This window comes from Dactylosporangium sp. CA-092794 (genome assembly GCF_050948465.1).
Classification (GTDB): domain Bacteria; phylum Actinomycetota; class Actinomycetes; order Mycobacteriales; family Micromonosporaceae; genus Dactylosporangium.
Genome location: NZ_CP192044.1, coordinates 2,304,096 through 2,326,036 on the forward strand (window position 1 = coordinate 2,304,096; position 21,941 = coordinate 2,326,036).

The 21,941-nt window shown below is 72.0% G+C and carries 14 protein-coding genes and 1 pseudogene; 12 read left to right on the forward strand and 3 right to left on the reverse strand.

Annotation, left to right across the window (positions count from 1 at the left end; genetic code table 11):
• Positions 1–46 precede the first annotated feature (46 nt).
• From secD to ACQPXD_RS10160, 4 genes are all read left to right on the forward strand, one after another.
• Positions 47–1,879, forward strand: a complete 1,833-nt coding sequence (gene secD / locus ACQPXD_RS10145) for a protein translocase subunit SecD (protein ID WP_432837059.1) — start codon at positions 47–49, stop codon at positions 1,877–1,879.
• A gap of 2 nt (positions 1,880–1,881) precedes the next feature.
• Positions 1,882–3,051 carry a protein translocase subunit SecF gene (gene secF, locus ACQPXD_RS10150; RefSeq protein WP_432837061.1) on the forward strand — a complete coding sequence of 390 codons (1,170 nt, stop codon included), beginning with the start codon at positions 1,882–1,884 and terminating at the stop codon, positions 3,049–3,051.
• Positions 3,052–3,139: 88 nt separating this feature from the next.
• Entirely contained in the window at positions 3,140–3,664 is a 525-nt protein-coding gene (locus ACQPXD_RS10155) for an adenine phosphoribosyltransferase (RefSeq protein ID WP_432837063.1), read from the forward strand.
• Positions 3,665–3,881: 217 nt separating this feature from the next.
• Complete coding sequence (locus tag ACQPXD_RS10160) at positions 3,882–6,314, forward strand: RelA/SpoT family protein (protein ID WP_432843771.1); 2,433 nt, start codon at positions 3,882–3,884, stop codon at positions 6,312–6,314.
• Positions 6,315–7,574: 1,260 nt separating this feature from the next.
• Here the strand turns inward: ACQPXD_RS10160 and ACQPXD_RS10165 are convergent.
• Both ACQPXD_RS10165 and ACQPXD_RS10170 read right to left on the reverse strand, forming a co-directional pair.
• Positions 7,575–8,444 (reverse strand): peptidylprolyl isomerase, encoded by an 870-nt coding sequence (locus ACQPXD_RS10165; RefSeq protein ID WP_432837065.1) that lies wholly within the window; start codon positions 8,442–8,444, stop codon positions 7,575–7,577.
• A 49-nt stretch (positions 8,445–8,493) separates the two neighbouring features.
• On the reverse strand, positions 8,494–9,411 hold the full coding sequence (locus tag ACQPXD_RS10170; RefSeq protein ID WP_432837067.1) for a peptidylprolyl isomerase: 918 nt from the start codon (positions 9,409–9,411) through the stop codon (positions 8,494–8,496).
• A gap of 178 nt (positions 9,412–9,589) precedes the next feature.
• On the opposite strand from ACQPXD_RS10170, the gene ACQPXD_RS10175 reads away from it, so the two are divergent.
• From ACQPXD_RS10175 to ACQPXD_RS10190, 4 genes and pseudogenes are all read left to right on the forward strand, one after another.
• Positions 9,590–10,282 carry an MBL fold metallo-hydrolase gene (locus ACQPXD_RS10175; protein WP_432837071.1) on the forward strand — a complete coding sequence of 231 codons (693 nt, stop codon included), beginning with the start codon at positions 9,590–9,592 and terminating at the stop codon, positions 10,280–10,282.
• A gap of 6 nt (positions 10,283–10,288) precedes the next feature.
• Positions 10,289–11,614, forward strand: coding sequence for a histidine--tRNA ligase (hisS, locus tag ACQPXD_RS10180; protein ID WP_432837073.1), 1,326 nt, complete (start codon positions 10,289–10,291; stop codon positions 11,612–11,614).
• Positions 11,615–11,654: 40 nt separating this feature from the next.
• Entirely contained in the window at positions 11,655–13,478 is a 1,824-nt protein-coding gene (gene aspS, locus ACQPXD_RS10185; protein WP_432837075.1) for an aspartate--tRNA ligase, read from the forward strand.
• A gap of 25 nt (positions 13,479–13,503) precedes the next feature.
• Positions 13,504–15,081, forward strand: a pseudogene (locus ACQPXD_RS10190) (replication-associated recombination protein A).
• Here the strand turns inward: ACQPXD_RS10190 and ACQPXD_RS10195 are convergent.
• The gene (locus tag ACQPXD_RS10195) at positions 15,074–15,685 is read right to left on the reverse strand and encodes a hypothetical protein (RefSeq protein WP_432837077.1); all 612 of its coding nucleotides are present in this window, start codon (positions 15,683–15,685) and stop codon (positions 15,074–15,076) included. The pseudogene ACQPXD_RS10190 and the gene ACQPXD_RS10195 sit on opposite strands and share 8 nt — an antisense overlap.
• 1,291 nt (positions 15,686–16,976) lie before the next feature.
• Between ACQPXD_RS10195 and ACQPXD_RS10200 the strand changes: the two genes are divergently transcribed.
• From ACQPXD_RS10200 to alaS, 4 genes are all read left to right on the forward strand, one after another.
• The gene (locus tag ACQPXD_RS10200; protein WP_432837079.1) at positions 16,977–17,726 is read left to right on the forward strand and encodes a hypothetical protein; all 750 of its coding nucleotides are present in this window, start codon (positions 16,977–16,979) and stop codon (positions 17,724–17,726) included.
• A gap of 170 nt (positions 17,727–17,896) precedes the next feature.
• Positions 17,897–18,343, forward strand: coding sequence for a DUF948 domain-containing protein (locus ACQPXD_RS10205; RefSeq protein ID WP_432843773.1), 447 nt, complete (start codon positions 17,897–17,899; stop codon positions 18,341–18,343).
• 60 nt (positions 18,344–18,403) lie between these two features.
• Positions 18,404–18,670 carry a hypothetical protein gene (locus ACQPXD_RS10210; protein WP_432837081.1) on the forward strand — a complete coding sequence of 89 codons (267 nt, stop codon included), beginning with the start codon at positions 18,404–18,406 and terminating at the stop codon, positions 18,668–18,670.
• The gene (gene alaS / locus ACQPXD_RS10215) at positions 18,667–21,327 is read left to right on the forward strand and encodes an alanine--tRNA ligase (RefSeq protein ID WP_432837083.1); all 2,661 of its coding nucleotides are present in this window, start codon (positions 18,667–18,669) and stop codon (positions 21,325–21,327) included. Before ACQPXD_RS10210 ends, alaS begins: the two co-directional genes overlap by 4 nt.
• The last annotated feature ends 614 nt before the right edge of the window (positions 21,328–21,941 follow it).

The window sequence follows — 21,941 nt, forward strand, 5'->3', positions numbered from 1 at the left end:
ACGCCGCGCGGACCCCGCCGGCGTCGTGTAGGGAGACCCGACAGCCGTGGCACAACCTCAGGCACCGATGCGCCCGAGCCGCCAGCTCGCCGTGCTGGCCGCCATCTTCATCGTGCTCGCCGCCATCACGTGGTTCGGCGGCAGCGGCGGATGGCGCAACCGGCTCGAGCCCAAGCTCGGCCTTGATCTGATCGGCGGGACCACGGTCACGCTGCAGGCCCAGAACCTGGAGGGCGGCAAGCCGCCGACCCAGGAGCAGATGGAGACCGCCCGCCGCATCATCGACCAGCGGGTCAACGGCCTGGGTGTCTCCGAGGCCGAGGTGGTGGTCGAGGGCAACAACAACATCGTCGTCTCCCTGCCGGGCAAGAGCGACGACCGGCTCAAGCAGATCGGCCAGACCGCGGAGCTGCGCTTCCGCACGGTGCTGAACCAGACCTCCGACACGGGCGCCACCGACCCGTCGGCGTCGGCCTCTCCCTCGGCGTCCGGGTCGGCGCAGCCGGCCTCGTCGTCGTCCGCGCCGGCCTCGCCGTCGGCCAGCTCCTCCGCCTCCCCGGCGGCGACCCCGAGCGCCACGGGCAGCGCCGCCGCCGCGGCCGCGTCCGCGACGCCGTCGGAGTCCGTCGCGCCGGACATCGCCACCCAGCGCGCCGCCGTGCAGCAGAAGCTGGGCCAGGACGTCTGGGCCGCGGCCCTGGCCGAGCAGGCGCCGGTGGACTTCAGCCAGGACCCTACCAAGGCCGAGCTCTACAAGAAGTTCAAGGACCTGTCGCCGGAAGAGGTCGCGGTACTGCCGGCCTCCATGCAGTACAACATCCCCTACATCACCTGCGACAAGCTCAGCCACCGGCCGGTCGGCTCGATCAGCAACCCGAAGGAGCAGGCGGTCGCCTGCGGCCCTGGCGTGAAGTACCAGCTCGACGTGGCCAAGGTGCTCGGCACCGACGTGTCGAAGGCCAGCTCCGGCATCAACTCGCAGAACGGCAAATGGACGGTCAACCTGTCCTTCCACGCCGACGGGCAGAACCGCTGGACCGACCTGACCCGCGAGGCCTACAACGGCGGCACCGACAGCAAGCAGGTCGCCGTGGTGCTCGACAACGAGGTCGTGTCGGCGCCCACCATCCAGAACGTCATCCCCGGCGACGCCGAGATCAGCGGCACCTTCACCAAGACCGAGGCCCAGCTGCTGGCCAGCCAGCTGCAGTACGGCGCCCTGCCGCTGTCGTTCAAGTCGCAGGACGCGCAGAGCATCTCGGCCACCCTGGGCAGCTCCCACCTGGAGGCCGGCCTGCTCGCCGCCGGCATCGGCATGCTGCTGGTCGTGCTCTACTCGTTCTTCTACTACCGGCTGCTCGGCGGCGTCATCATGATCAGCCTGGTGCTGTCCGGCCTGCTGGTCTTCATGGCGCTGATCATCCTGGGCCGCTGGATCGGCTTCACGCTGAGCCTCGCCGGCTTCGCCGGATTCATCGTCTCGCTCGGTGTGGCCGCCGACTCGTTCGTCATCTACTTCGAGCGGCTCAAGGACGAGATACGCGACGGCCGCAGCCCACGCAGCGCGGTGCCGCGCGCCTGGGTCCGGGCCCGCCGCACGATCATCTCGGCGAACACGATCACCCTGCTGGCCGCCGGGATCCTGTACTTCGTGTCGATCGGCTCGGTGAAGGGCTTCGCCTTCGCGCTGGGCGTGGCCACGATCCTCGACCTGGTGGTCGTGTTCCTGTTCCGCCATCCGATCATGACGCTGTTCGCCCGAAGCAAGGCATTCTTGTCACCACGGGTCAGCGGTCTCGGCCGCGTCCTGGAGCGCTCCGGGTCCGACAGTGGCCCGGCGCCCACGACCACCCGTCGTAACCGCCCGAAGGAGGCCTGACGATGAGTGCAGGTGGCTTCGCAGCCCGGCTGTACCGCGGTGAGGCCGGCGTCGACATCGTCGGCCGCCGCCGGATCTGGTTCATCGTCGCCGGCGTCGCGATCGTGATCGCCATCGCCAGCATGCTGCTGCGCGGCTTCACGCTGGGCATCGAGTTCGAGGGCGGCAACCAGTACAACGTGCCGGTCAAGGTGGGCACGCTGGACCAGGTCGAGCAGGCGTTCACCGAGGCCGGCGTCTCGGTCAAGACCGGCCAGACGGTCGGCGACAGCCAGTACATCATCAAGACCGAGCTGATCAACGACGCCGCCCGGCAGACCGAGATCAAGGAGTCGGTCGCCCAGCACTTCAACATCGCCCCGGAGCAGATCTCCGACAGCGCGGTGAGCACCTCGTGGGGCGGCCAGGTCACCCAGAAGGCGGCGCTGAGCCTCGCGATCTTCCTCGCCGCGGTGCTGGTCTACCTGATCGTGCGGTTCGAGTGGCGGATGGCCGCGGCGGCGATCGCCTCGCTGCTGCTCGACCTCGTGCTCACCGGCGGCGTGTATTCGCTCGTCGGCTTCGAGGTCACCCCGTCGACCGTCATCGGCTTCCTGACGATCCTCGGTTTCGCCCTCTACGACGTCGTCGTGGTGTTCGACAAGGTGCAGGAGAACACCCGGGGCATCACCGGCTCCAGCACCTCGACCTACACCGAGGCGGCCAACCTGGCCGTCAACCAGACGCTGATGCGCTCCATCAACACCGGCCTGGTGGCGCTGCTGCCGGTCGGCGGCCTGCTGTTCATCGGCGCCGGCCTGCTCGGCGCCGGCACTCTGAAGGACCTGGGTCTCGTGCTGTTCATCGGCATGGGTGTCGCGGTGTACTCCTCGATCTTCTTCGCCACGCCGGTGCTCGCCGAGCTCAAGAGCCGCGAGCCGCGGCTGCAGGCGCACGCCAACCGGGTCGCCTCCCGGCGCGCGGCGCTGGCCAAGGAGCAGGCGAACAGGGCGCAGACGGTGGCCCGCGACAGCGACGGCGTGCCGATCGGCAGCGGCGGCAAGGCCAAGACCACCGAGCGCTCGGAGCTCGCCGGCGCGGCGCCCCGCCCGGGCGCCCGCCCGTCGTCCCGGCCCGGCCAGGGCAAGCGCCCGCGCGCGGGCGGCCGCCCCGGCGGCAGCGGGCGGCGCTAGCACGTCGCCGTAACGCCGATCTGTTGTACTCGTGCACGGGCGCCGCGACCGCGGCGCCCGTGCCTGTCTGTCTGTAGGGGAGCCCGGATTGGATATCGCTGAGCTGGTCGCGAGCAAGGTGCTGGACGTGCCGGACTTTCCCAAGCCCGGCATCCTGTTCAAGGACCTGATGCCGCTGTTCGCCGACGGCCCCGCCTTCGCCGCGGCCGTCGACGCGATCGTGGCCGAGCAGGGCGCGGACACCTTCGACGTCGTCGCCGGCATCGAGGCGCGCGGGTTCGTCATCGCCGCCGCGATCGCCTACGCGACCGGGCGCGGCGTGGTGCCGATCCGCAAGGCCGGCAAGCTGCCGCGGGCCACGGTGTCGGCCACCTACGCGCTGGAATACGGCGAGGCGACCCTGGAGGTCCACGCCGACGCCTTCATCGCCGGGGAGCGGGTCCTGGTCGTCGACGACGTGCTCGCCACCGGCGGCACCGCCGCGGCCACCCTGGAGCTGGTGGAGCGGGCCGGCGGCATGGTGAGCGGCTTCAGCGTCCTGCTGGAGCTGTCGTTCCTGGACGGGCGGGCACGACTGGCACCGCGTCCGGTTCATGCCCTGTTGACCGTCTGAAGGCGGTCAGCGGCGGTTTTCCGGCCCATTCCGTTGGCGGGAATTGTCGGTGGGGGCGGGTAAGCTTGCGGTTCGAAACGTTGTCGGCGATGAGGAGCGGCCGGTGACCGGCGACATCGCACCCCCCATTGAGGGTACGGTCGACCACGTGCAGGATGAACCGCAGGACGCCCGTGAGCAGGCCCCGCCGGAGACGGCGGAGGCGGGCGGCGTGGTGCTGCAGTTCCCCGTCGCCCCCTCCGGCCCGCCCCAGCGCCGGGCGAGCGACCTCACCGGCGACCGGCACATCGAGCAGCAGCCGCGCCGCGCGCCCGAGGAGATCCTGGGCGAGGACACCGAGGACCTCACCGACGCCGCGAGCGGCGTGACCGGGGCCGTCGCCGGGTTCGTCGGCGCCGCGCCGACCGGCCGCCGGGTGCGGGCCCGGCTGGCCCGGTTCAACGCGCCCTGGCAGAGCCCGTCGGTCAGCGAGGTGCTCGAGCCGCTGATCGCCCAGCACAAGGCCAGCCACCCCAAGGCCGACGTCCGGCTGCTCCAGCGGGCCTATGACATGGCCGAGCACTTCCACAAGGGGCAGTACCGCAAGTCCGGCGACCCCTACATCACGCACCCGCTCGCCGTCGCCACGATCCTCGCCGACCTGGGCATGGACACCACCACCCTGGTCGCGGCGCTGCTGCACGACACCATCGAGGACACCGAATACACCATCGAGCGCATGCAGGTCGACTTCGGCGGCGAGGTCACGCTGCTCGTCGACGGCGTCACCAAGCTCGACAAGGTCAAGCTCGGCGACGCGGCGAAGGCGGAGACGATCCGCAAGATGGTCGTGGCCATGGCCAAGGACCCGCGGGTGCTGGTGATCAAGCTCGCCGACCGGCTGCACAACATGCGCACCCTGACCTTCCTGCCCCGCCCGAAGCAGGAGCAGAAGGCCAAGGAGACCCTGGAGATCCTGGCGCCGCTGGCGCACCGCCTGGGCATGAACACGATCAAGTGGGAGCTGGAGGACCTGGCGTTCCGCACGCTGTTCCCCAAGCGCTTCGACGAGATCAGCCGGCTCATCGCCGAGCACACGCCCCAGCGCGACTCGCTGCTGCGCACCGTGACCCAGAAGGTCGCCAACGACCTCAAGACCTCCAAGATCAAGTCGGAGGTCACCGGCCGGCCGAAGCACCTCTACTCCGTCTACCAGAAGATGATCGTCCGCGGCCGCGACTTCGGCGACATCTACGACCTGGTCGGCGTGCGCATCCTGGTCGACACCGTCCGCGACTGCTACGCGGCACTCGGCGTGATCCACGCGAACTGGCAGCCCGTTCCGGGCCGGTTCAAGGACTACATCGCCATGCCGAAGTTCAACATGTATCAGTCGCTGCACACGACGGTCATCGGCCCCACCGGCAAGCCCGTCGAGCTGCAGATCCGCACCTACGCCATGCACCGCACGGCGGAGTATGGCATCGCCGCGCACTGGCGGTACAAGGAAACCAAGAACGCGACCATCGCGGGCCCGCCGGCGCACATCGACGAGATGACCTGGCTGCGGCAGCTGCTGGACTGGCAGCGCGAGGCGAGCGACCCCAGCGAGTTCCTCGACGCGCTGCGCTTCGACCTGTCCAGCCAGGAGGTGTACGTCTTCACGCCGAAGGGCGACGTGATCGCGCTGCCCACCGGCTCGACCCCGGTCGACTTCGCCTACGCCGTGCACACCGAGGTCGGCCACAAGTGCATCGGCGCCAGGGTCAACGGCAAGCTCGTGCCGCTGGAGAGCAACCTGTCCAACGGCGACGTGATCGAGATCTTCACGTCGAAGTCCGAGACGGCCGGCCCCACCCAGGACTGGCTGGGCTTCGTCAAGAGCCCGCGGGCCCGCACCAAGATCCGGCAGTATTTCAACAAGGAGCGCCGCGAGGAGGCGATCGAGGCCGGCAAGGAAGCGATCGTCAAGGCGATGCGCAAGCAGGGCCTGCCGCTGCAGCGCCTGCTCACGTCCGAGTCGCTGATGACGATCGCCCGCGAGCTGCACCTGGCCGACGTGGCCGCGCTCTACGCCGCGGTCGGCGAGGGCCAGGTCTCGGCGCAGTCGATCGTGCAGCGCCTGGTCGCCGGCTACGGCGGCGAGGAGGGCGCCGTCGAGGACATCGCCGAGACCGCGATCCCGACCCGCCCCGCCCGCGCCCGCACCGCCGCCACCGACCCCGGCGTCGAGGTCCTCGGCGTCGACGACGTCTGGATCAAGCTCGCCCGCTGCTGCACCCCCGTCCCGGGCGACGCCGTCTTCGGCTTCGTGACCCGCTCGGGCGGCGTCAGCGTCCACCGCGACGACTGCGCCAACGCGGCCGACCTGAAGGAGCAGCCCGAGCGCGTCCTCGAGGTCAGCTGGAAGCCCACCAGCGCCTCAACCTTCCTGGTCGCCATCCAGGTAGAGGCCCTGGACCGCCACAAGCTCCTCGCGGACGTGACCCGCGTCCTCTCCGACGAGAAGGTCAACATCCTCTCCGCCACCGTGACCACCACCCGCGACCGAGTCGCCATCAGCCGCTTCTCCTTCGAGATGGCCGACCCGAAGCACCTCAACCACTTGCTCGCCGCCGTCCGCCGCATCGACGGCGTCTACGACGCCTACCGCGTGACCTCCGGAGCCTGACCCCTTCTCTCCCTTCTCTCCCGTCCCGGGCGGGGGAGTGTGCCCCTCGGCTCTCTCCCGTTCTCTTCCGGGCCGGGCGGGGGAGGAGCGTGCCCCTCGGCGCCGGGTTTGGAACTGGGCGCGGTTTGTGGCCGACGTCGCTGCCACTCGCGGCGCCGGGACCGCCGCGCCGACGGCTCAAGCACAGCTCGCGCCCGCGAAGCCGCGCGGAGGCGGCGCGGTTCCCGCCCGGGCCGCTGCCGGCGGTCTGGGTGCCCGCTCGTTGTCCGAGCGGCGGGGCCGCGGTTCGGTCGCAGCTCGCGCCTGCCCGCCTGCCTGCCGCGCGCCTGCCCGCCTGCCCGCCTGCCGCGCGCCCGTTTGTCGTGCGCCCGCCCGTTTGTCGTGCGCCCGTCGGCCGCGCGCCCGCCGCGCGCCTGCCGCGCGCCCGCCTGCCTGTCGTGCGCCCGTCAGTCGCCCGCCCCTCTGTCGTGCGGCCGTCAGTCGCCCCCCCGCCTGCTGCCCGCTTCGCTGTTTGACAGGCGGGTGGGCTGTCGCCGCTCGCTGTCCGAAAAGTCGGGCGCTCCGCGCCACGACTTTTCGGATTTATACCCCGACAGGTCATATATCCGATTCGGCCGGAGAATGGCTGCGGGGCGACCGGCAAGGCGACAACAACGCTCCACGATCATGCAGGTGACCACTCCGACACCCCGGGTTTTCCATGATCGTGGAAACTTTTGGTACGCGGGCGTACATTTTGTCTCCGCGATCATGAAAAACATGGGTGCACAAAGCGGGTTGCGCATGATCACGGAAACATACGGCGGCGTCGGGTGACTGGGCCGGCCTGCGATATGCCGGAGCTCGGCCGACCGGCCTGCGCTGTCGCCGGGGTTGTGGGCCGGCGGCGGCAGACTTCCCGACCCGGCGGCAGGTCGTGGTTGCGCAACCAGCCCGGCGCGTCGACGTGCACGCGCTCTGCGCGCCCCACGCGCCCCACGCGCCCCACGCGCTCCGCGCGCCCCACGCGCTCCGCGCGCCCCACGCGCTCCGCGCGCCCCACGCGCTCCGCGCGCCGCATGGGCTCCGCGCGCCCGATATGTCCCGGATGTGCGGATCCACCCGAATTGGCGGGCCGGACGCGGTTTGCGGCAACGAGCGGGAGCCGCTGCGGTCAGGTCATACGCGGTTTGCGGCAGCGAGCGGTAGCCGCTGTGGTCAATAGCAAGGCCGCCCCGCGAAAGAGTGGGGCGGCCTTGGCTACCGCTTCGCGCGAACCCGTTACGGGGTGGGGGCGCTCATGGTGAGGGACTTGATGCGGACCTCGGTCTTGGGCTTGCCCTCCGAGGGCGGGGCCGAGGGGTCGGCGGACGGGTCGGCGATGACGCCCGCGTCGGCCACCTTCTTGATCAGGTCCAGGCCCTCGGTGACCCGGCCGATGACGGTGTAGTTCGGGTCCAGCTGGGCGATGTCCTTGTACACGATGAAGAACTGGCTGCCCGTCGAGGCCGGCTGGCCGTTGTTGGCCATGGCCACCACGCCCTCGCCGTAGGCGGGGCGCTTGTCGGTCGGGAGGTTCTCCTCGGCGTAGCGGTAGGAGGGGCCGCCGTAGCCGGTGGCCGACGGGTCGCCGCACTGCAGGACGTAGATGCTCTGCACGACGAGGCGGTGGCAGACCGTGTCGTCGAAGAACTTCTTGCTGGCCAGGTACGTGAAACTTTCCGCGGTGCACGGGGCGTGTGCCGTGTCGACCTCGATCTTCACCGTGCCGACGCTGGTGTCCAGGGTCATCGTCTGGGTGCCCGTGCGGGCCTCGCCGGACGCGGGGGGCATGCCGACGTCCTTCGTGGCCTTCTGTACCTCCGGGTCCGGCGCCGGGCTGGCGCTCGGGTCGATCGCCGGCAGCCAGGTGCAGCTGGTCGGGGTGGCCGACGTCGACGGGCTGGCGGCGGCCTCGGTGCCCTTGCTGTCGTCGCTGGTCACGGCGACCACCACCCAGGCCGCGGCGAGCAGGACGATCAGGGCGCCCGCTCCGGCGGCGATCGTCGTGTTCCTGCGCCGCCGCAGCCGGGACTGCTCGGCGCGAAGGGCCATCTCCCGCTCCAGCCGCGAACGCGCTGCGGCGCGTTGACGGTCCCGGTTGGTGGTCACGGTTGGTACTCCTTGCTCAACAGGGATGGGTGAGTATTGCTGGTCAACCTCAGGAATTGCTCGACGCGCCGGCCGAGGGGGTGGCCGGGGCCGACGACGAGGGCGGCTGGCTGGCCGCCGACGGGACCGGCTCGGGGGCGGACTCGTCGGGGGCGGTGTCGGTGACCGTCAGGGAGCTGATCTTGACTTCCTGGTTGGGCTTGCCGCCGCCGGCCTCGTTGCTGCCGTCGTTGCCCGCGGCGCCGATCTTCTCCAGTACGTCGAGGCCGCCGGTGATGGTGCCGAAGATGGTGTAGTCGGCCGGGAACTGCGTGTCCTTGAAGACCAGGAAGAACTGGCTGCTGTTGCTGTCCGGCTGCGAGGAGTGCGCCATCGCCACCGTGCCGGCCGGATAGAGCGCGTTGTTGCTCGGCGGGGTGCTCGGGTCGGCGGAGGCGCTCGGGTCGGCCGACGGGGCGATCGGGGCCGGCACGTTCTCGTTGGGGAAGCGGTAGGCCGGGCCGCCGCTGCCGGTGCCGGACGGGTCGCCGCACTGCAGGATCGAGTCGGTCACCCGGTGACAGGTGGTGTTGTCGAAGAACTTCTTGCCGGCCAGGTAGCTCATGCTGTTGACGGTGCAGGGCGCCTTGGCGGGGTCGAGCTTCGCGGTCACCGTGCCCTGGCCCAGCGCGATCGTCATCGTCTTGACGCCGCTCTTGATCACGTCGGTCGCCTGGGGCTTGCCCACGTCGGTGACGCCGGAGCCGGCGTCGACCGCGGTGTACGCGCAGTCGTCGGCCTTGATCGGCGCGGGGGAGAAGCCTCCGGTCTTCCAGATCACGACCACGACCAGCAGCGCGAGGACCACGGCGATGCCGATCCCCGCTTGCCACTGGCGGCGCCTGCGCGCCGCGGCCGCCCTCCGGGCGATCTGCCGCTCGGTCTTAGCCCGCGCCAGAGCGCGCTGCCGGCTCTTACTGGAAGCCACCGGTGCTCCCCTCCAGGAAAATACATTTGGGTGCCACGTCACACGCCCGCCAGAGTGTACGGGTAGAAGCCGGAATGCGGGTCGCCGCCCGGTCACGGTTGGCTGTGCCTGAGCTCCGGATAGGGTCTAGCTGGACCTGACAGGACCATGTGCCAGGACATCGACAGGGAGGTGCGCCGTGCTGGTCGCCGGGTTCCCCGCCGAGGCGTTCGGGACCAACTGCTTCGTGGTGGCCCCCGCGCCGGGCGAGCAATGTGTGGTCATCGATCCAGGCATCGGGGTCGCCGACCGCCTGGACGCCGTGCTCGCCGAGCACCGGCTCCAGCCGGTCGCCGTGCTGCTCACCCATGGTCACCTCGACCATACGTTCTCCGTGACGCCGGTCTGCAAGGCCCGCGGGATCACCGCCTACATCCACCCGGACGACGGCGAGATGCTCGCCGACCCGGCCAAGGGCCTGAGCACCGACCTCACCGCGCTCTTCGGCGGTCGGCTGGTCTGGAGCGAGCCCGACGACGTGGCGCCGCTCGACGACGGCCTGGTGCTCAAGCTCGCCGGGCTGGAGCTGACCGTCGACCACGCGCCCGGCCACACCCGCGGCTCGGTCATGTTCCGCACCGGCTCCCAGGCCGCCGCCGGCGAGCACCTCTGCTTTTCGGGGGACGTGCTCTTCCGCGACTCGATCGGCCGCACCGACCTGCCCGGCGGCAGCATGACCCAGATGCTGGCCAGCCTGCGTGACAAGGTGCTGACGCTGCCCGACGAGACGGTCGTGCTGCCCGGCCACGGCGAGCAGACCACGATCGGGCGCGAGCGGGCCCGCAATCCGTTCCTCCGTGAGGCGCAGCAGGCGCCGCGGAAAGGCTGGTAGACACCGATGACCCGACCCACGCCGCTGTCCGGCTTCCCGGAGTGGCTCCCCGCGCAGCGCCTCGCCGAGCAGCAGGTGCTGGACCGCCTCCGGCGCACCTTCGAGCTCTACGGCTTCTCGCCGCTGGAGACCCGCGCCGTCGAGCCGCTCGACCAGCTGCTGCGCAAGGGGGAGACCTCCAAGGAGGTCTATACCCTGCGCCGGCTCCAGGCGGCCGAAGGCGACGAGGAGCAGAGCCTGGGGTTGCACTTCGACCTGACCGTCCCGTTCGCGCGCTATGTGCTGGAAAATGCCGGCAAGTTGCAGTTTCCCTTCCGGCGGTACCAGATCCAAAAGGTGTGGCGGGGCGAGAAACCGCAGGCCGGCCGTTACCGCGAGTTTCTGCAGGCCGACATCGACATCGTCGACCGGGACACCCTCCCGCCCCACTATGAGGCCGAGATCCCCCTGGTCATCGGCGACGCGCTGCGCTCGCTGCCGATTCCCGGCGTGCGGATCATGGTCAACAACCGCAAGCTCTGCGAGGGCTTCTACCGCGGCCTCGGCCTGGCCGATCCGGAGGAGATCCTCAGGATAGTCGACAAGCTGGACAAGATCGGCCCGAACGCCGTCTCCCAGCTCATCGTCCAGGCCGGCGGCAGCGAGTCACAGGCCAAGGCGTGCCTCGCGCTGGCCGAGATCCGGGCCGGGGACGCCTCCTTCGCCGACGCCGTGCGGGCCCTGGGCGTCGAGCACCCGCTGCTGGACGAGGGCATCGCCGAGCTGGCCGCGGTCGTGGAGACCGCCCGCGAGCACGCGCCCGGCCTGGTCGAGGCCACGCTCAAGATCGCCCGCGGTCTCGACTACTACACCGGCACCGTCTACGAGACCGAGCTGATCGGCTATGAGCAGTACGGCTCGATCTGCTCCGGCGGCCGGTACGACAACCTCGCCAGCGCCGGCAAGGACGTCTTCCCCGGCGTCGGCATCTCCATCGGCGTGTCCCGCCTGCTCGGCCTGCTCTTCGACGCCGACGCGCTCGGGGTGAGCCGGCCCACGCCGACCGCGGTGCTGGTCGCGCTGTGGAGCGAGGAGGAGCGGACCGCCAGCAACCGCATCGCCGCCGACCTGCGCGCCCGCGGCATCGCCACCGAGGTGGCGCCGGTGCCGGCCAAGCTCGGCAAGCAGATCCGCTACGCCGAGCGGCGCGGGATCCCGTTCGTGTGGTTCCCGGCCAGCGCCTCGGCCGAGGGCGGCGACCAGGTCAAGGACATCCGCTCCGGCGACCAGGTGCCCGCCTCCAGCACCGCGTGGACCCCCCCGGCCGAGGATCTGACGCCGACGCTGCGGTGACAGAATGTCAGGTGTTTCGTAGCTCGCCGAAGGAGATCTCGTGATCCGATCCCATGAGTCCGGCACCCTGCGTGGCGCCGACGCCGGAACGACCGTGACGCTGGCCGGCTGGGTGGCCCGCCGCCGCGACCACGGCGGGGTCATCTTCGTCGACCTGCGCGACGCTTCCGGCGTGGTCCAGGTGGTCTTCCGCGAGGAGATGGCGGCCGCGCACGCCCTGCGCAACGAGTACTGCGTGCTCGTCACCGGCGAGGTGCGCGCCCGGCCCGCCGGTAACGAGAACCCGGACCTGCCCACCGGCGCGGTCGAGGTCGTCGCGAGCACCCTCGAGGTGCTGTCCGAGGCCGCGCCGCTGCCGCTGCCGATCGACGACAACGAGGTCGCCAGCGACGACGTGCGGTACCGCTACCGCTATCTCGACCTGCGCCGCTCGGGCCCGCACAAGGCCATGAAGCTGCGTTCACGGGCCAACCAGATCGCCCGCAACCTGCTCGCCGAGCGCGACTTCGTCGAGGTCGAGACCCCGACGCTGACCCGGTCCACGCCCGAGGGCGCCCGCGACTTCCTGGTGCCCGTGCGGCTGCAGCCCGGCACCTGGTATGCCCTGCCCCAGTCCCCGCAGCTGTTCAAGCAGCTGCTCATGGTCGGCGGCCTGGAGCGCTACTACCAGATCGCCCGCTGCTACCGCGACGAGGGCTTCCGCGCCGACCGCCAGCCGGAGTTCACCCAGCTCGACATCGAGATGTCCTTCGTGACCCAGGAGGACGTCATCGAGCTCGGCACGTCGATCGTCCAGGCGCTGTGGTCCGACCTCGCCGGGCACCGGGTCACCGCCGAGATCCCGCGCCTGACCTGGCACGACGCGATGAACCGCTACGGTTCCGACAAGCCCGATCTGCGGTACTCCGTGGAGCTGACCGAGCTGACCGAGTACCTGCGCGGCACCGAGTTCCGCGTGTTCGCCGGCGCCATCGACGCGGGCGGCTATGTGGGCGCGGTCGTGATGCCCGGCGGCGCCGCGCAGACCCGCAAGGAGCTCGACGGCTGGCAGGACTGGGCCAAGGCGCGCGGTGCCAAGGGTCTGGCCTATGTGGTACTCGACGCGAAGACCGGCGAGGCGCGCGGCCCGGTCGCCAAGAACCTCTCCGAGGAGCACCTGGCCGGCCTGGCCGACTACGTGGGCGCCAAGCCCGGCGACGCCGTCTTCTTCGCCGCCTCCACCGAGCGGCGCGAGGCCCAGGAGCTGCTCGGCGCGGCCCGCATCGAGATCGCCAGGCGGGCCGGCCTGGTGGACGAGAGCGCCTGGGCGTTCTGCTGGATCGTCGACGCCCCGATGTTCGAGCCCACCGACCCCGAGGCCGGCGGCACCGGCGGCGGCGCGAAGGGCTGGACGGCCGTGCACCACCCGTTCACCTCGCCCAACGCCGACTGGATCGACCGGTTCGAGGAGGCGCCGGGCGAGGCCCTCGCCTACGCGTACGACATCGTGTGCAACGGCAACGAGATCGGCGGCGGCTCGGTGCGTATCCACCGCGCCGACGTGCAGCGCCGGGTCTTCGACATGCTCGGCATCACGCCCGAGGACGCCGCCGACAAGTTCGGCTTCCTGCTGGAGGCGTTCAAGTACGGCCCGCCCCCGCACGCCGGCATCGCCTTCGGCTGGGACCGCATCTGCATGCTGCTGGCCGGCGCCGACTCGATCCGTGAGGTGATCGCATTCCCCAAGACCGGCGGCGGCTACGACCCGCTGACCGGCGCGCCCACGCCGATCACCCCGCAGCAGCGGGCCGAGGCCGGCGTCGACGCCAAGCCCAAGGCCCCGGTGCCGGCCGCGACGACGGTTCCGGTCGAGCGCTCCAACTGATGACCGGCCTGTAGGGTCGGGTTCCGTGGACGGCTTGTTCGACGTACCGACCGGTGGCGGCGGAGACCCCGCCGTCACCGGCAGCTTCACCGACGTGCCGGCCGACGCACCGCTCGCGGTGCGGATGCGCCCGGCCAGCCTCGACGAGCTGGTCGGCCAGCAGCACCTGCTGGCACCCGGCGCGCCGCTGCGCCAGCTCGTCGGCGGCGCCTCGCCGATGTCGGTGATCCTGTGGGGCCCGCCCGGCTCCGGCAAGACCACCATCGCCCACCTCGTCGCCGGCGCCACCGACCGCAACTTCGTCGCCCTGTCCGCCCTGTCGGCCGGGGTCAAGGACGTGCGCGCGGTCATCGACACCGCCCGCAAGGAGCGCCGCCGCGGCGGCCCGCCGACCGTGCTGTTCATCGACGAGGTGCACCGGTTCTCCAAGACGCAGCAGGACTCCCTGCTCGCCGCCGTCGAGGACCGGACCGTGACGCTGCTCGCCGCCACTACCGAGAACCCGTACTTCTCCGTCATCTCGCCGCTGCTGTCCCGCTGCGTGCTGCTTACCCTGCAGCCGCTCACCGACGACGACGTGCGCACCCTGCTGCGCCGGGCGGTCGCCGACGCCCGCGGGCTGGACGGCGCCGTGACGCTCGACGACGATGCCGAGGCCCATCTGGTACGCCTGGCCGGCGGCGACGTGCGCAAGGCCCTCACCGCGCTCGAGGCGGCCGCCGGCGCCGCCCTCGCCCAGGGCCATCCGATCGTCGACCTGGCCACCGCGGAGAAGGCGATCGACGTCGCCGCGCTGCGCTACGACCGCGACGGCGACGAGCACTACGACGTGGTCAGCGCGTTCATCAAGAGCCTGCGCGGGTCCGATGTGGACGCCGCCCTGCACTACCTGGCCCGCATGATCAACGCGGGGGAGGACGCCCGGTTCATCGCCCGCCGCATGGTGATCTTCGCCAGCGAGGACGTCGGCATGGCCGACCCGACCGCGCTGACGATCGCGACGGCGGCGGCGCACGCGGTCGAGTACGTCGGCCTGCCCGAGGTCCAGATCAACCTCGCCCAGGCGGTGATCCACCTGGCCCTCGCCCCGAAGTCCAACGCGGTGATCACGGCGATCGGCGCCGCCATGGCCGACGTGCGCGCCGGGCACGGCGGTGCAGTACCCGCGCATTTACGCGATTCGCACTACAAGGGGGCGAGCCGGGTCGGCCACGGGCAGGGGTACAAATACCCTCACGACGACCCCAGGGGCGTTGTGCAGCAGCAGTACGCCCCGGAAGGGATCGGCGACCGGGAGTACTACCGCCCCAAGGGCCATGGCGCGGAGCGCGCAGTGGCGGAACGATTGCCCAAGCTGCGGCGTATCGTGCGGGGAACCGGAGCTGACGCTGCGGACGAGAACAGCATGGTGGAGGAGCGACACCGGTGAGTTCGGGTCGAGACGAGGCCAAGAAGCGGCGCGGCCGCGGCAAGGCCGAAGAAGGCCCGACCGACGACGACTTCGGCTGGCTGGCGGAGCTGCGCAGCGCCGGCCGGTCCGCGGACGACGACCTCGGCACGTTCGGCGGACCGCCCGCGCCCGGTGACGTGCTCGATCAGGTGAACCCGCGGCGCTCGGCCCTGTCCGGGCCGCCCTCGTCACCGACCGTGCCACCCCAGTCACGCGGCCAGTCCGCGCCCTCCGGCCCACTCTCGACCCCGGCCCCGCCCCGCGCCGCCGCTCCCGTCCCCCCCCGCGCCGCCGCCGCTCCCGTGCCGCCGCGCGCGGCCTCGGCCGTGGTGCCGCCCCGCTCGGCTCCGGCTCCCGCCGGGCCCGGCTCCGCCTCGGCGCCGGTCCAGCCGGGTCCTGGCTCGGCGCCGCTCGGGTCCGGTCCGGCCGCCGCGTCCGCCGGGTCCCGCTCGGCCTCGGCGTCGGGTTCCGCCGGGTCCCGCTCGGCCTCAGCGCCGGGCTCCGCTGGGCCGCGCTCGGCCTCAGCGCCGGGCTCTGCTGGGCCGCGTTCGGCCTCGACGCCGGTGCCGCCGCGGTCGGCCGGGGCGCCTCCGGCCGAGCCGACGCAGGCCTGGCGGGTGCCGCGGGATTCCTCCCGCGAGTCGTCGTCCGGGGCGAGACCGGCGGCGCCTTCCGCGCCGCCTCCGCCGCCGGCGGGCGCCTCCGCGGTGGCCTCGGCGCCCGCAGGCGCGAACGCCCCCCTCGGCCCGGAGTTCAACCGCGCCTGGCGGAATCCGAACGAGTCCCCCTCCGCCTCCCGGCCTCCGACCCAGCCCGATCCGCGCCGCGAGTCGCCGTCGGGCTCCCGCCCGTCGGCACCCGCCGAGCCCTGGCGCGAGTCGCCGTCCGGCTCCCGCCCGTCGGCACCCGCCGAGCCCTGGCGCGAGTCGCCGTCCGGCTCGCGCGCCGCCGCGCCGGCCGAGCCCTGGCGCGAGTCGCCGTCCGGCTCGCGCGCCGCCGCGCCGGCCGAGCCCTGGCGTGAGTCGCCCTCTGGTTCCCGTGCCGCGACTCCGCCTGATTCGCGGCGCGAGTCGTCGTCGGGTTCCCGTCCGGCCGTTCCGGCGGAGCCGTGGCGTGAGTCGCCGTCGGGGTCGCGTCGGGCGGCGCCGGCGGAGCCGTGGGACGAGTCGCCGTCGCGTGGGCGGCGGGCCGCTCGTGAGGGTGCCGAGGGCTGGAGTCCCGGCGGCGGTGCTTCGACGGTGAGCGGTGGTGGCGGGCGGCGGCGGGCGCCCGAGGACGGGCAGGAGTCGCCGACCGGTGGGCGGCGGCCCGCGCACAGTGCCGAGCCGGACGACGGTTCCGGGCCCTCCGACGACGCCGCCGGCCGTGGGCGGCGCGGACTGCCGGAGCCACGGCGCGGCGAGCCCGATATGCCGGGCGCCGGTGCGCGGGCCGATGGTGGTGCCGGCGTCGGCCGCATCGACGGTGGTGGCGGCGGCCGGGGCGATGGTGGTGGCGGTCGTGCCGGTGATGGTCGGGCCGGTGGTGGTGCCGGCCCCGGTCGGGGCGATGGTGGTGCCGGCGGTCGGGGCGATGGCGGCGGCGGGCGGCGGCGGGCGGCCGAACCCGAGGGGACGACGGCCTTCCGGGCCGGTGGCGGTCCTGGTGAACCTCGCGTGCCCGAGGCGCGCGGCGGGCGCGGTGGTGCCCCATCGGGGCCCGGCGATGGTCCGCGCGGCGGCGGCGTTGGTGTACAAGGGCCCGGTAGCGCTCCGCAGGGCCCCGGTGCTCGTGGCGGTGGTGCCGGTCCGCAGGTTCCCGGTGGGGGTCCTCGTGGCGGTGGTGCCGGTCCCCAGGTTCCCGGTGGCGGTCCTCGTGGTGGCGGTGGTGGGCCGCAGGGGCCTGGCGGTGGTGTGCGCGGCGGTGGGGGTCCGCAGGGGCCCGGTGCGGGGCCGCGCGGTGGTGGGCCGCAGGGGCCCGGGGGAGGGCCGGGGCGGCCGTCGCCGTATGCGGGCGGGCGGGCGCCGGGTGGGCGGTTCACCGGTGACGGGCCGCCGGCGAAGCCGTTCGTGGACCTGGCGCGGTTCGACCCGAACCCGGTGACGTTCCGGGCCACCGCCAGTTCGCCGGCCTCGTTCGACTGGGAGCAGACGACGCTGATCGCGCCGTTCGGGCTGCTGCAGCTGGCGCAGGCCAAGCGGGTGCGGCAGCTGCGCATGGCGACGATCATCTTCGTGGTGCTGGCCGTGGTCAGCGCGCCGGCCGCGTTCTTCGTCATCCGGGAGCTCTCGCGCGACCCGGTGTTCGTCGAGCTCGACGACCTCAAGCTGCCCGAGTGGGCGGCCCAGAACCCGGTCGACGGGGCGCTGGGCAGCCGGTGGTGCATCCGCGAGTGCCGGTCCCGGCAGCGGACCTGGGAGTCGGCCCGCGGGCCGGAGGAGACCAACCGGGCGTTCGTCGGCAAGCTGCGCGACGCCGGCTGGGTGGACTGGGACATCCCGGACTGCCAGTCCGAGGGCGTGGACGGCTTCGAGACCTGCTGGGAGCGCGACGAGTACGTGCTCGACCTGTGGGTGCGTGACGCCGTCTGCGACGTGAAGAGCACCCGGCCGACGGTCAACCCCGTGCCCGAGCCGACCGGCAAGGCCCCGTCCGGCAAGGCCACGACCAAGCCCGCCGCCGGCGCGTCCGGGCCGCCGGGCCAGTCCCCGCCGGCCGGCGGCGAGTCGCCGGGGCCCGCGCCGACGGCCATCTGCCCGCTCGCCGTCACGACCATCAAGGTGTTCAACCGCATCAGTTACGACCCAGCCGCGCCCTGATCGCCGGCTGGCCAATGGGCGAAAAGCGGCAGAGCGGCCGGTCGAGGGGCGGGGACGCATAACGGAGGGTAGGGTTCCTCCGTTGGAAATGCGCTTCCGCATGGGTAATGGCCGAATGCGCGTGAAGTTCAATTTCGGGTCAAGTTCGGGTCAAGGAGGACGGCGTGACCGTGTCCCTGGGCGGTATCGCGGCGCTCGTGGCGTCGGGTGGGTTCTTTGTGCTCGTGCTGGTGCTCGCCGTGCCGATCCTGCGGGTCCGGCACACCATCGACGCCGCCACCGGGGCGCTGCGTGATGCCGCCAACCAGACCACGCCCATGCTGGAGCGGGTCAACAGCACCATCGACAACGTCAACACAGCGCTGGTCCAGGTGCACACGACCCTGGACGGGGTCAACATGCAGCTGGCCCGGATCGACACCATCACCGAAAACGTGTCGCACGTCAGCGCTAACGTTGCGAATCTGTCCACGGTGGTCAGCGCCGCCGCGGCCAACCCGCTGGTGAAGGTCGCCGCGTTCGGCTACGGCGTGCGCAAGGCCGCCGCGAACCGGCGGCGTGAGGCCGACGAGGCCGAGGTGCGCGAGCAGCTCAAGCAGCGTCGCCGCCGGGGCTGACGCGGGCCGGCGCTGCCTCCCGCGGTACAACTTCCATAATTGACAGAGAAAGGTTGAGCCATGCGGCGTCTGCTGTGGCTCGGAATCGGACTTGCCGTGGGGGCACTGGTGGTGCGGGCCGTCACCAAGAAGGCCCGGGCCTTCACCCCGCAGGGCATCGCGGCGTCGGCGCGCGACTCGGCCGTGGGCATCGCCGCCACGGTGCGCGACTTCGTCGACGACGTGCGCGACGGCATGGCCGAGCGCGAGGCCGAGATCCACGCCGCGTTCGCCGAAGGCTTGACCCTGGACGAGGACCTATACCCGGAAGGCCGGCAGCACGGATGAGAACCGCGGAGATCAAGCGTCGTTTCCTGGCCCACTTCGAGGCCAACGGGCACACGGTGGTGCCCTCCGCCCCGCTGCCCGCCGTCGACGACCCCAACCTGCTGTTCATCAACGCGGGCATGGTGCAGTTCGTGCCGTTCTTCCTCGGCCAGCGCACCCCGCCGTACCCCCGCGCCACGAGCGTGCAGAAATGCATCCGCACGCCCGACATCGACGAGGTCGGCAAGACCAGCCGGCACGGCACCTTCTTCCAGATGAACGGCAACTTCAGCTTCGGCGACTACTTCAAGGAAGGCGCCATCAAGCTGGCCTGGGAGCTGTCGACCAAATCCGCGGCCGACGGCGGGTTCGGGCTGGACCCGGAGCGGATCTGGGCCACGGTGTACCTCGACGACGAAGAGGCCATCGACATCTGGAAGCGCACCGGAATGCCCGCCGAGCGGATCGTGCGCCGGGGCAAGAAGGACAACTTCTGGTCGATGGGCATCCCCGGCCCGGCCGGCCCGTGCTCCGAGCTGTACTACGACCGCGGCGACGCCTACGGCAAGCAGGGCGGGCCGGAGGTCGACGAGGACCGCTACCTGGAGTACTGGAACCTCGTCTTCATGCAGCACGAGATCACCAACGTGAAGTCGAAGGAGATCTTCGACATCGTCGGTGACCTGCCCAACAAGAACATCGACACCGGCATGGGCCTGGAGCGGATCGCCTCCATGCTGCAGGGCGTCGACAACCTCTACGAGATCGACGAGGTACGGCCGATCCTGGCCAAGGCGGCCGAGCTGACCGGCAAGCGCTACGGCCAGGCGGTCTCCCACGTCGCCGCCGAGTCGCACCCCGACGACGTGCGGCTGCGGGTCATCGCCGACCACGTGCGCACCGCGCTCATGGTGATCTCCGACGGGGTCATCCCGTCCAACGAGGGCCGTGGCTACGTGCTGCGCCGCATCCTGCGCCGGGCGATCCGCTCCATGCGCCTGCTGGGCTGGCAGGAAGGCCCGTCGCTGCCGCTGCTGCTGCCGATCGCCCGCGACTGCATGGCGCCGTCGTATCCGGAGGTCGCGGCCGAGTACGACCGGATCTCGCAGTACGCCTACGGCGAGGAGGAGCGCTTCCTGGCCACGCTGTCGGCCGGCACCACGATCCTCGACCTGGCCGTCACCGACACCAAGGCCAAGGGCGGGCAGGTCCTCGCCGGGGACAAGGCGTTCCAGCTGCACGACACGTATGGCTTCCCGATCGACCTGACCCTGGAGATCGCCGCCGAGCAGGGCCTGACCGTCGACGAGGACGGCTTCCGCCGGCTCATGGCCGAGCAGAAGGCCAACGCCAAGGCCGACGCCCAGGCCCGCAAGACCGGTCACGCCGACCTGTCGGTCTACCGGTCGGTGCTCGAGCAGGGCGGTCCCGTCGAGTTCACGGGGTACCGCGAGGTCTCCCGCGAGACCCGGGTCCGCTCCCTGCTGGGCCTGCCGGTGGCCGGCGAGGGCGACGAGGTCTCGATCGTGCTCGACGCCACGCCGTTCTATGCCGAGAGCGGCGGCCAGCTCGCCGACGGCGGCTTCATCACGCTCGGCGGCGGCAAGGTCGAGGTCCTCGACGTCCAGTCCCCGCTGCCCGGCCTGATCGTCCACCGGACCCGCGTCGTGGCCGGCGAGGTGCGCTCCGGCGACACCGCGTTCGCCGAGATCGACATCGACCGGCGCCGGGCGGTCTCGCGCGCCCACACCGCGACCCACCTGATCCACCAGACGATGCGCAACTTCCTCGGCGAGTCGGCGACCCAGGCGGGCTCGCTCAACGCACCCGGCCGGCTGCGCTTCGACTTCAACACCCCGTCGGCCGTCCCGCCGAGCGTCCTGCACGACGTGGAGCAGCAGGTCAACGAGGTACTCCTGCGCGACCTGCTGGTGCACGCGTTCATCACCTCCCAGGAGGAGGCCCGCAAGCTCGGCGCGATGGCGCTGTTCGGCGAGAAGTACGGCGACGAGGTCCGCGTCGTCGAGGTCGGCGACTACGCCCGCGAGCTGTGCGGTGGCACGCACGTCGAGCGCTCGTCGCAGCTCGGCCTAGTGAAGATCCTCTCCGAGGCTTCGGTCGGTTCCGGGGTACGCCGGGTCGAGGCCCTCGTCGGCCTGGACGCCTTCAGCCACCTCGCCCGCGAGCATCTCCTGGTCTCGCGCCTGGCCGAGCTCTTCCGCGTCCCCGGCGACCAGGTCGCCGACCGCGTCGAGCAGACTGTCGCCCAGCTGCGCGACGCCGAGCGCGAGCTGGAGAAGCTGCGCACCCAGGTCGTCCTGGCCGGCGCCGGCGCACTGGCGGAGGCCGCGCGGGACGTGCGCGGTGTCGCCTATGTCGGCACCGAGGCCCCCGAGGGCACCTCGGCCAACGAGGTCCGCACGCTGGCCCAGGAGATCCGCGGCCGCATTCCGGCCGACCGCCCGGCGGTCGTCGCCGTGACCGCCCGCGCCGGCGGCAAGGCGTCGCTGGTCGTGGCCGTCAACGCCACCGCCAAGTCCCGCGGCCTGTCCGCCGGCGCCTTGGTCAAGGGCGCCCTGTCCGGCCGCGGCGGCGGCAACGCCGACCTGGCCCAGGGCGGCGGCGTCCCGGCCACCGAGGCCCCGAACCTCCTGCTAGCCGTCGAGAAGTCCCTGTAACGCCCCCTTCCGGCCCGCCCCAACCTCTCCCGGGGCGGGCCGACCGGAGCCTTCCTGGGGCGGGCCGGCACCTCCCCGCCCTGAGCTCTCCTGGGCGGGCCCCGAGCCTCCCGTCCGAGCGCTCTTGGGCGGGACGTCCCCTTCGCGGTCGGAGCTTCCTCGGGGCCGCGCCGGCCCGGGCTTTCCTGGGGGCGGGCCGGCGCCGGCCCGAGTTCTCCCGGGGCGGGGTCGGCGCCATTCCGTCCGGAGCATCTCCCCGGGCAGGCTGCCTTCCCGCCGCAAGGTCCTCCGCCCGAGGTCCACCCGGCGCACTTCCGCCCTCGCAACCGGCCGCCTTCCGCCGTCGCAGTGCTTGCGACCTGGAGCGCCCGCCCCGCAAGTCGACCCCCGCGCGTGGAGATCCGATAAGTCGGGCGCTCCGCGCCACGACTTATCGGATTTATACCCCGACAGGGCATAAGTCCGAAAAGTCCGGACACGAAGTGTCTGGACTTTTCGCGCCAAATCGCAAATCCCGCTCCGCGCCCATGCCGCGCATCATCACCAAGCCGCCGCGGCCAGCCGACCCGAACATAAGCATCCGTGATCATGCGCGCCGACCATCCGGCACCACC

Coding starts and splice junctions, on each gene's coding strand:
- secF (WP_432837061.1), top strand. CDS start 1,882: ATGAGTGCAGGTGGCTTCGCAGCCCGGCTGTACCGCGGTGAGGCCGGC.
- hisS (WP_432837073.1), top strand. CDS start 10,289: ATGACCCGACCCACGCCGCTGTCCGGCTTCCCGGAGTGGCTCCCCGCG.
- ACQPXD_RS10210 (WP_432837081.1), top strand. CDS start 18,404: ATGCGGCGTCTGCTGTGGCTCGGAATCGGACTTGCCGTGGGGGCACTG.
- alaS (WP_432837083.1), top strand. CDS start 18,667: ATGAGAACCGCGGAGATCAAGCGTCGTTTCCTGGCCCACTTCGAGGCC.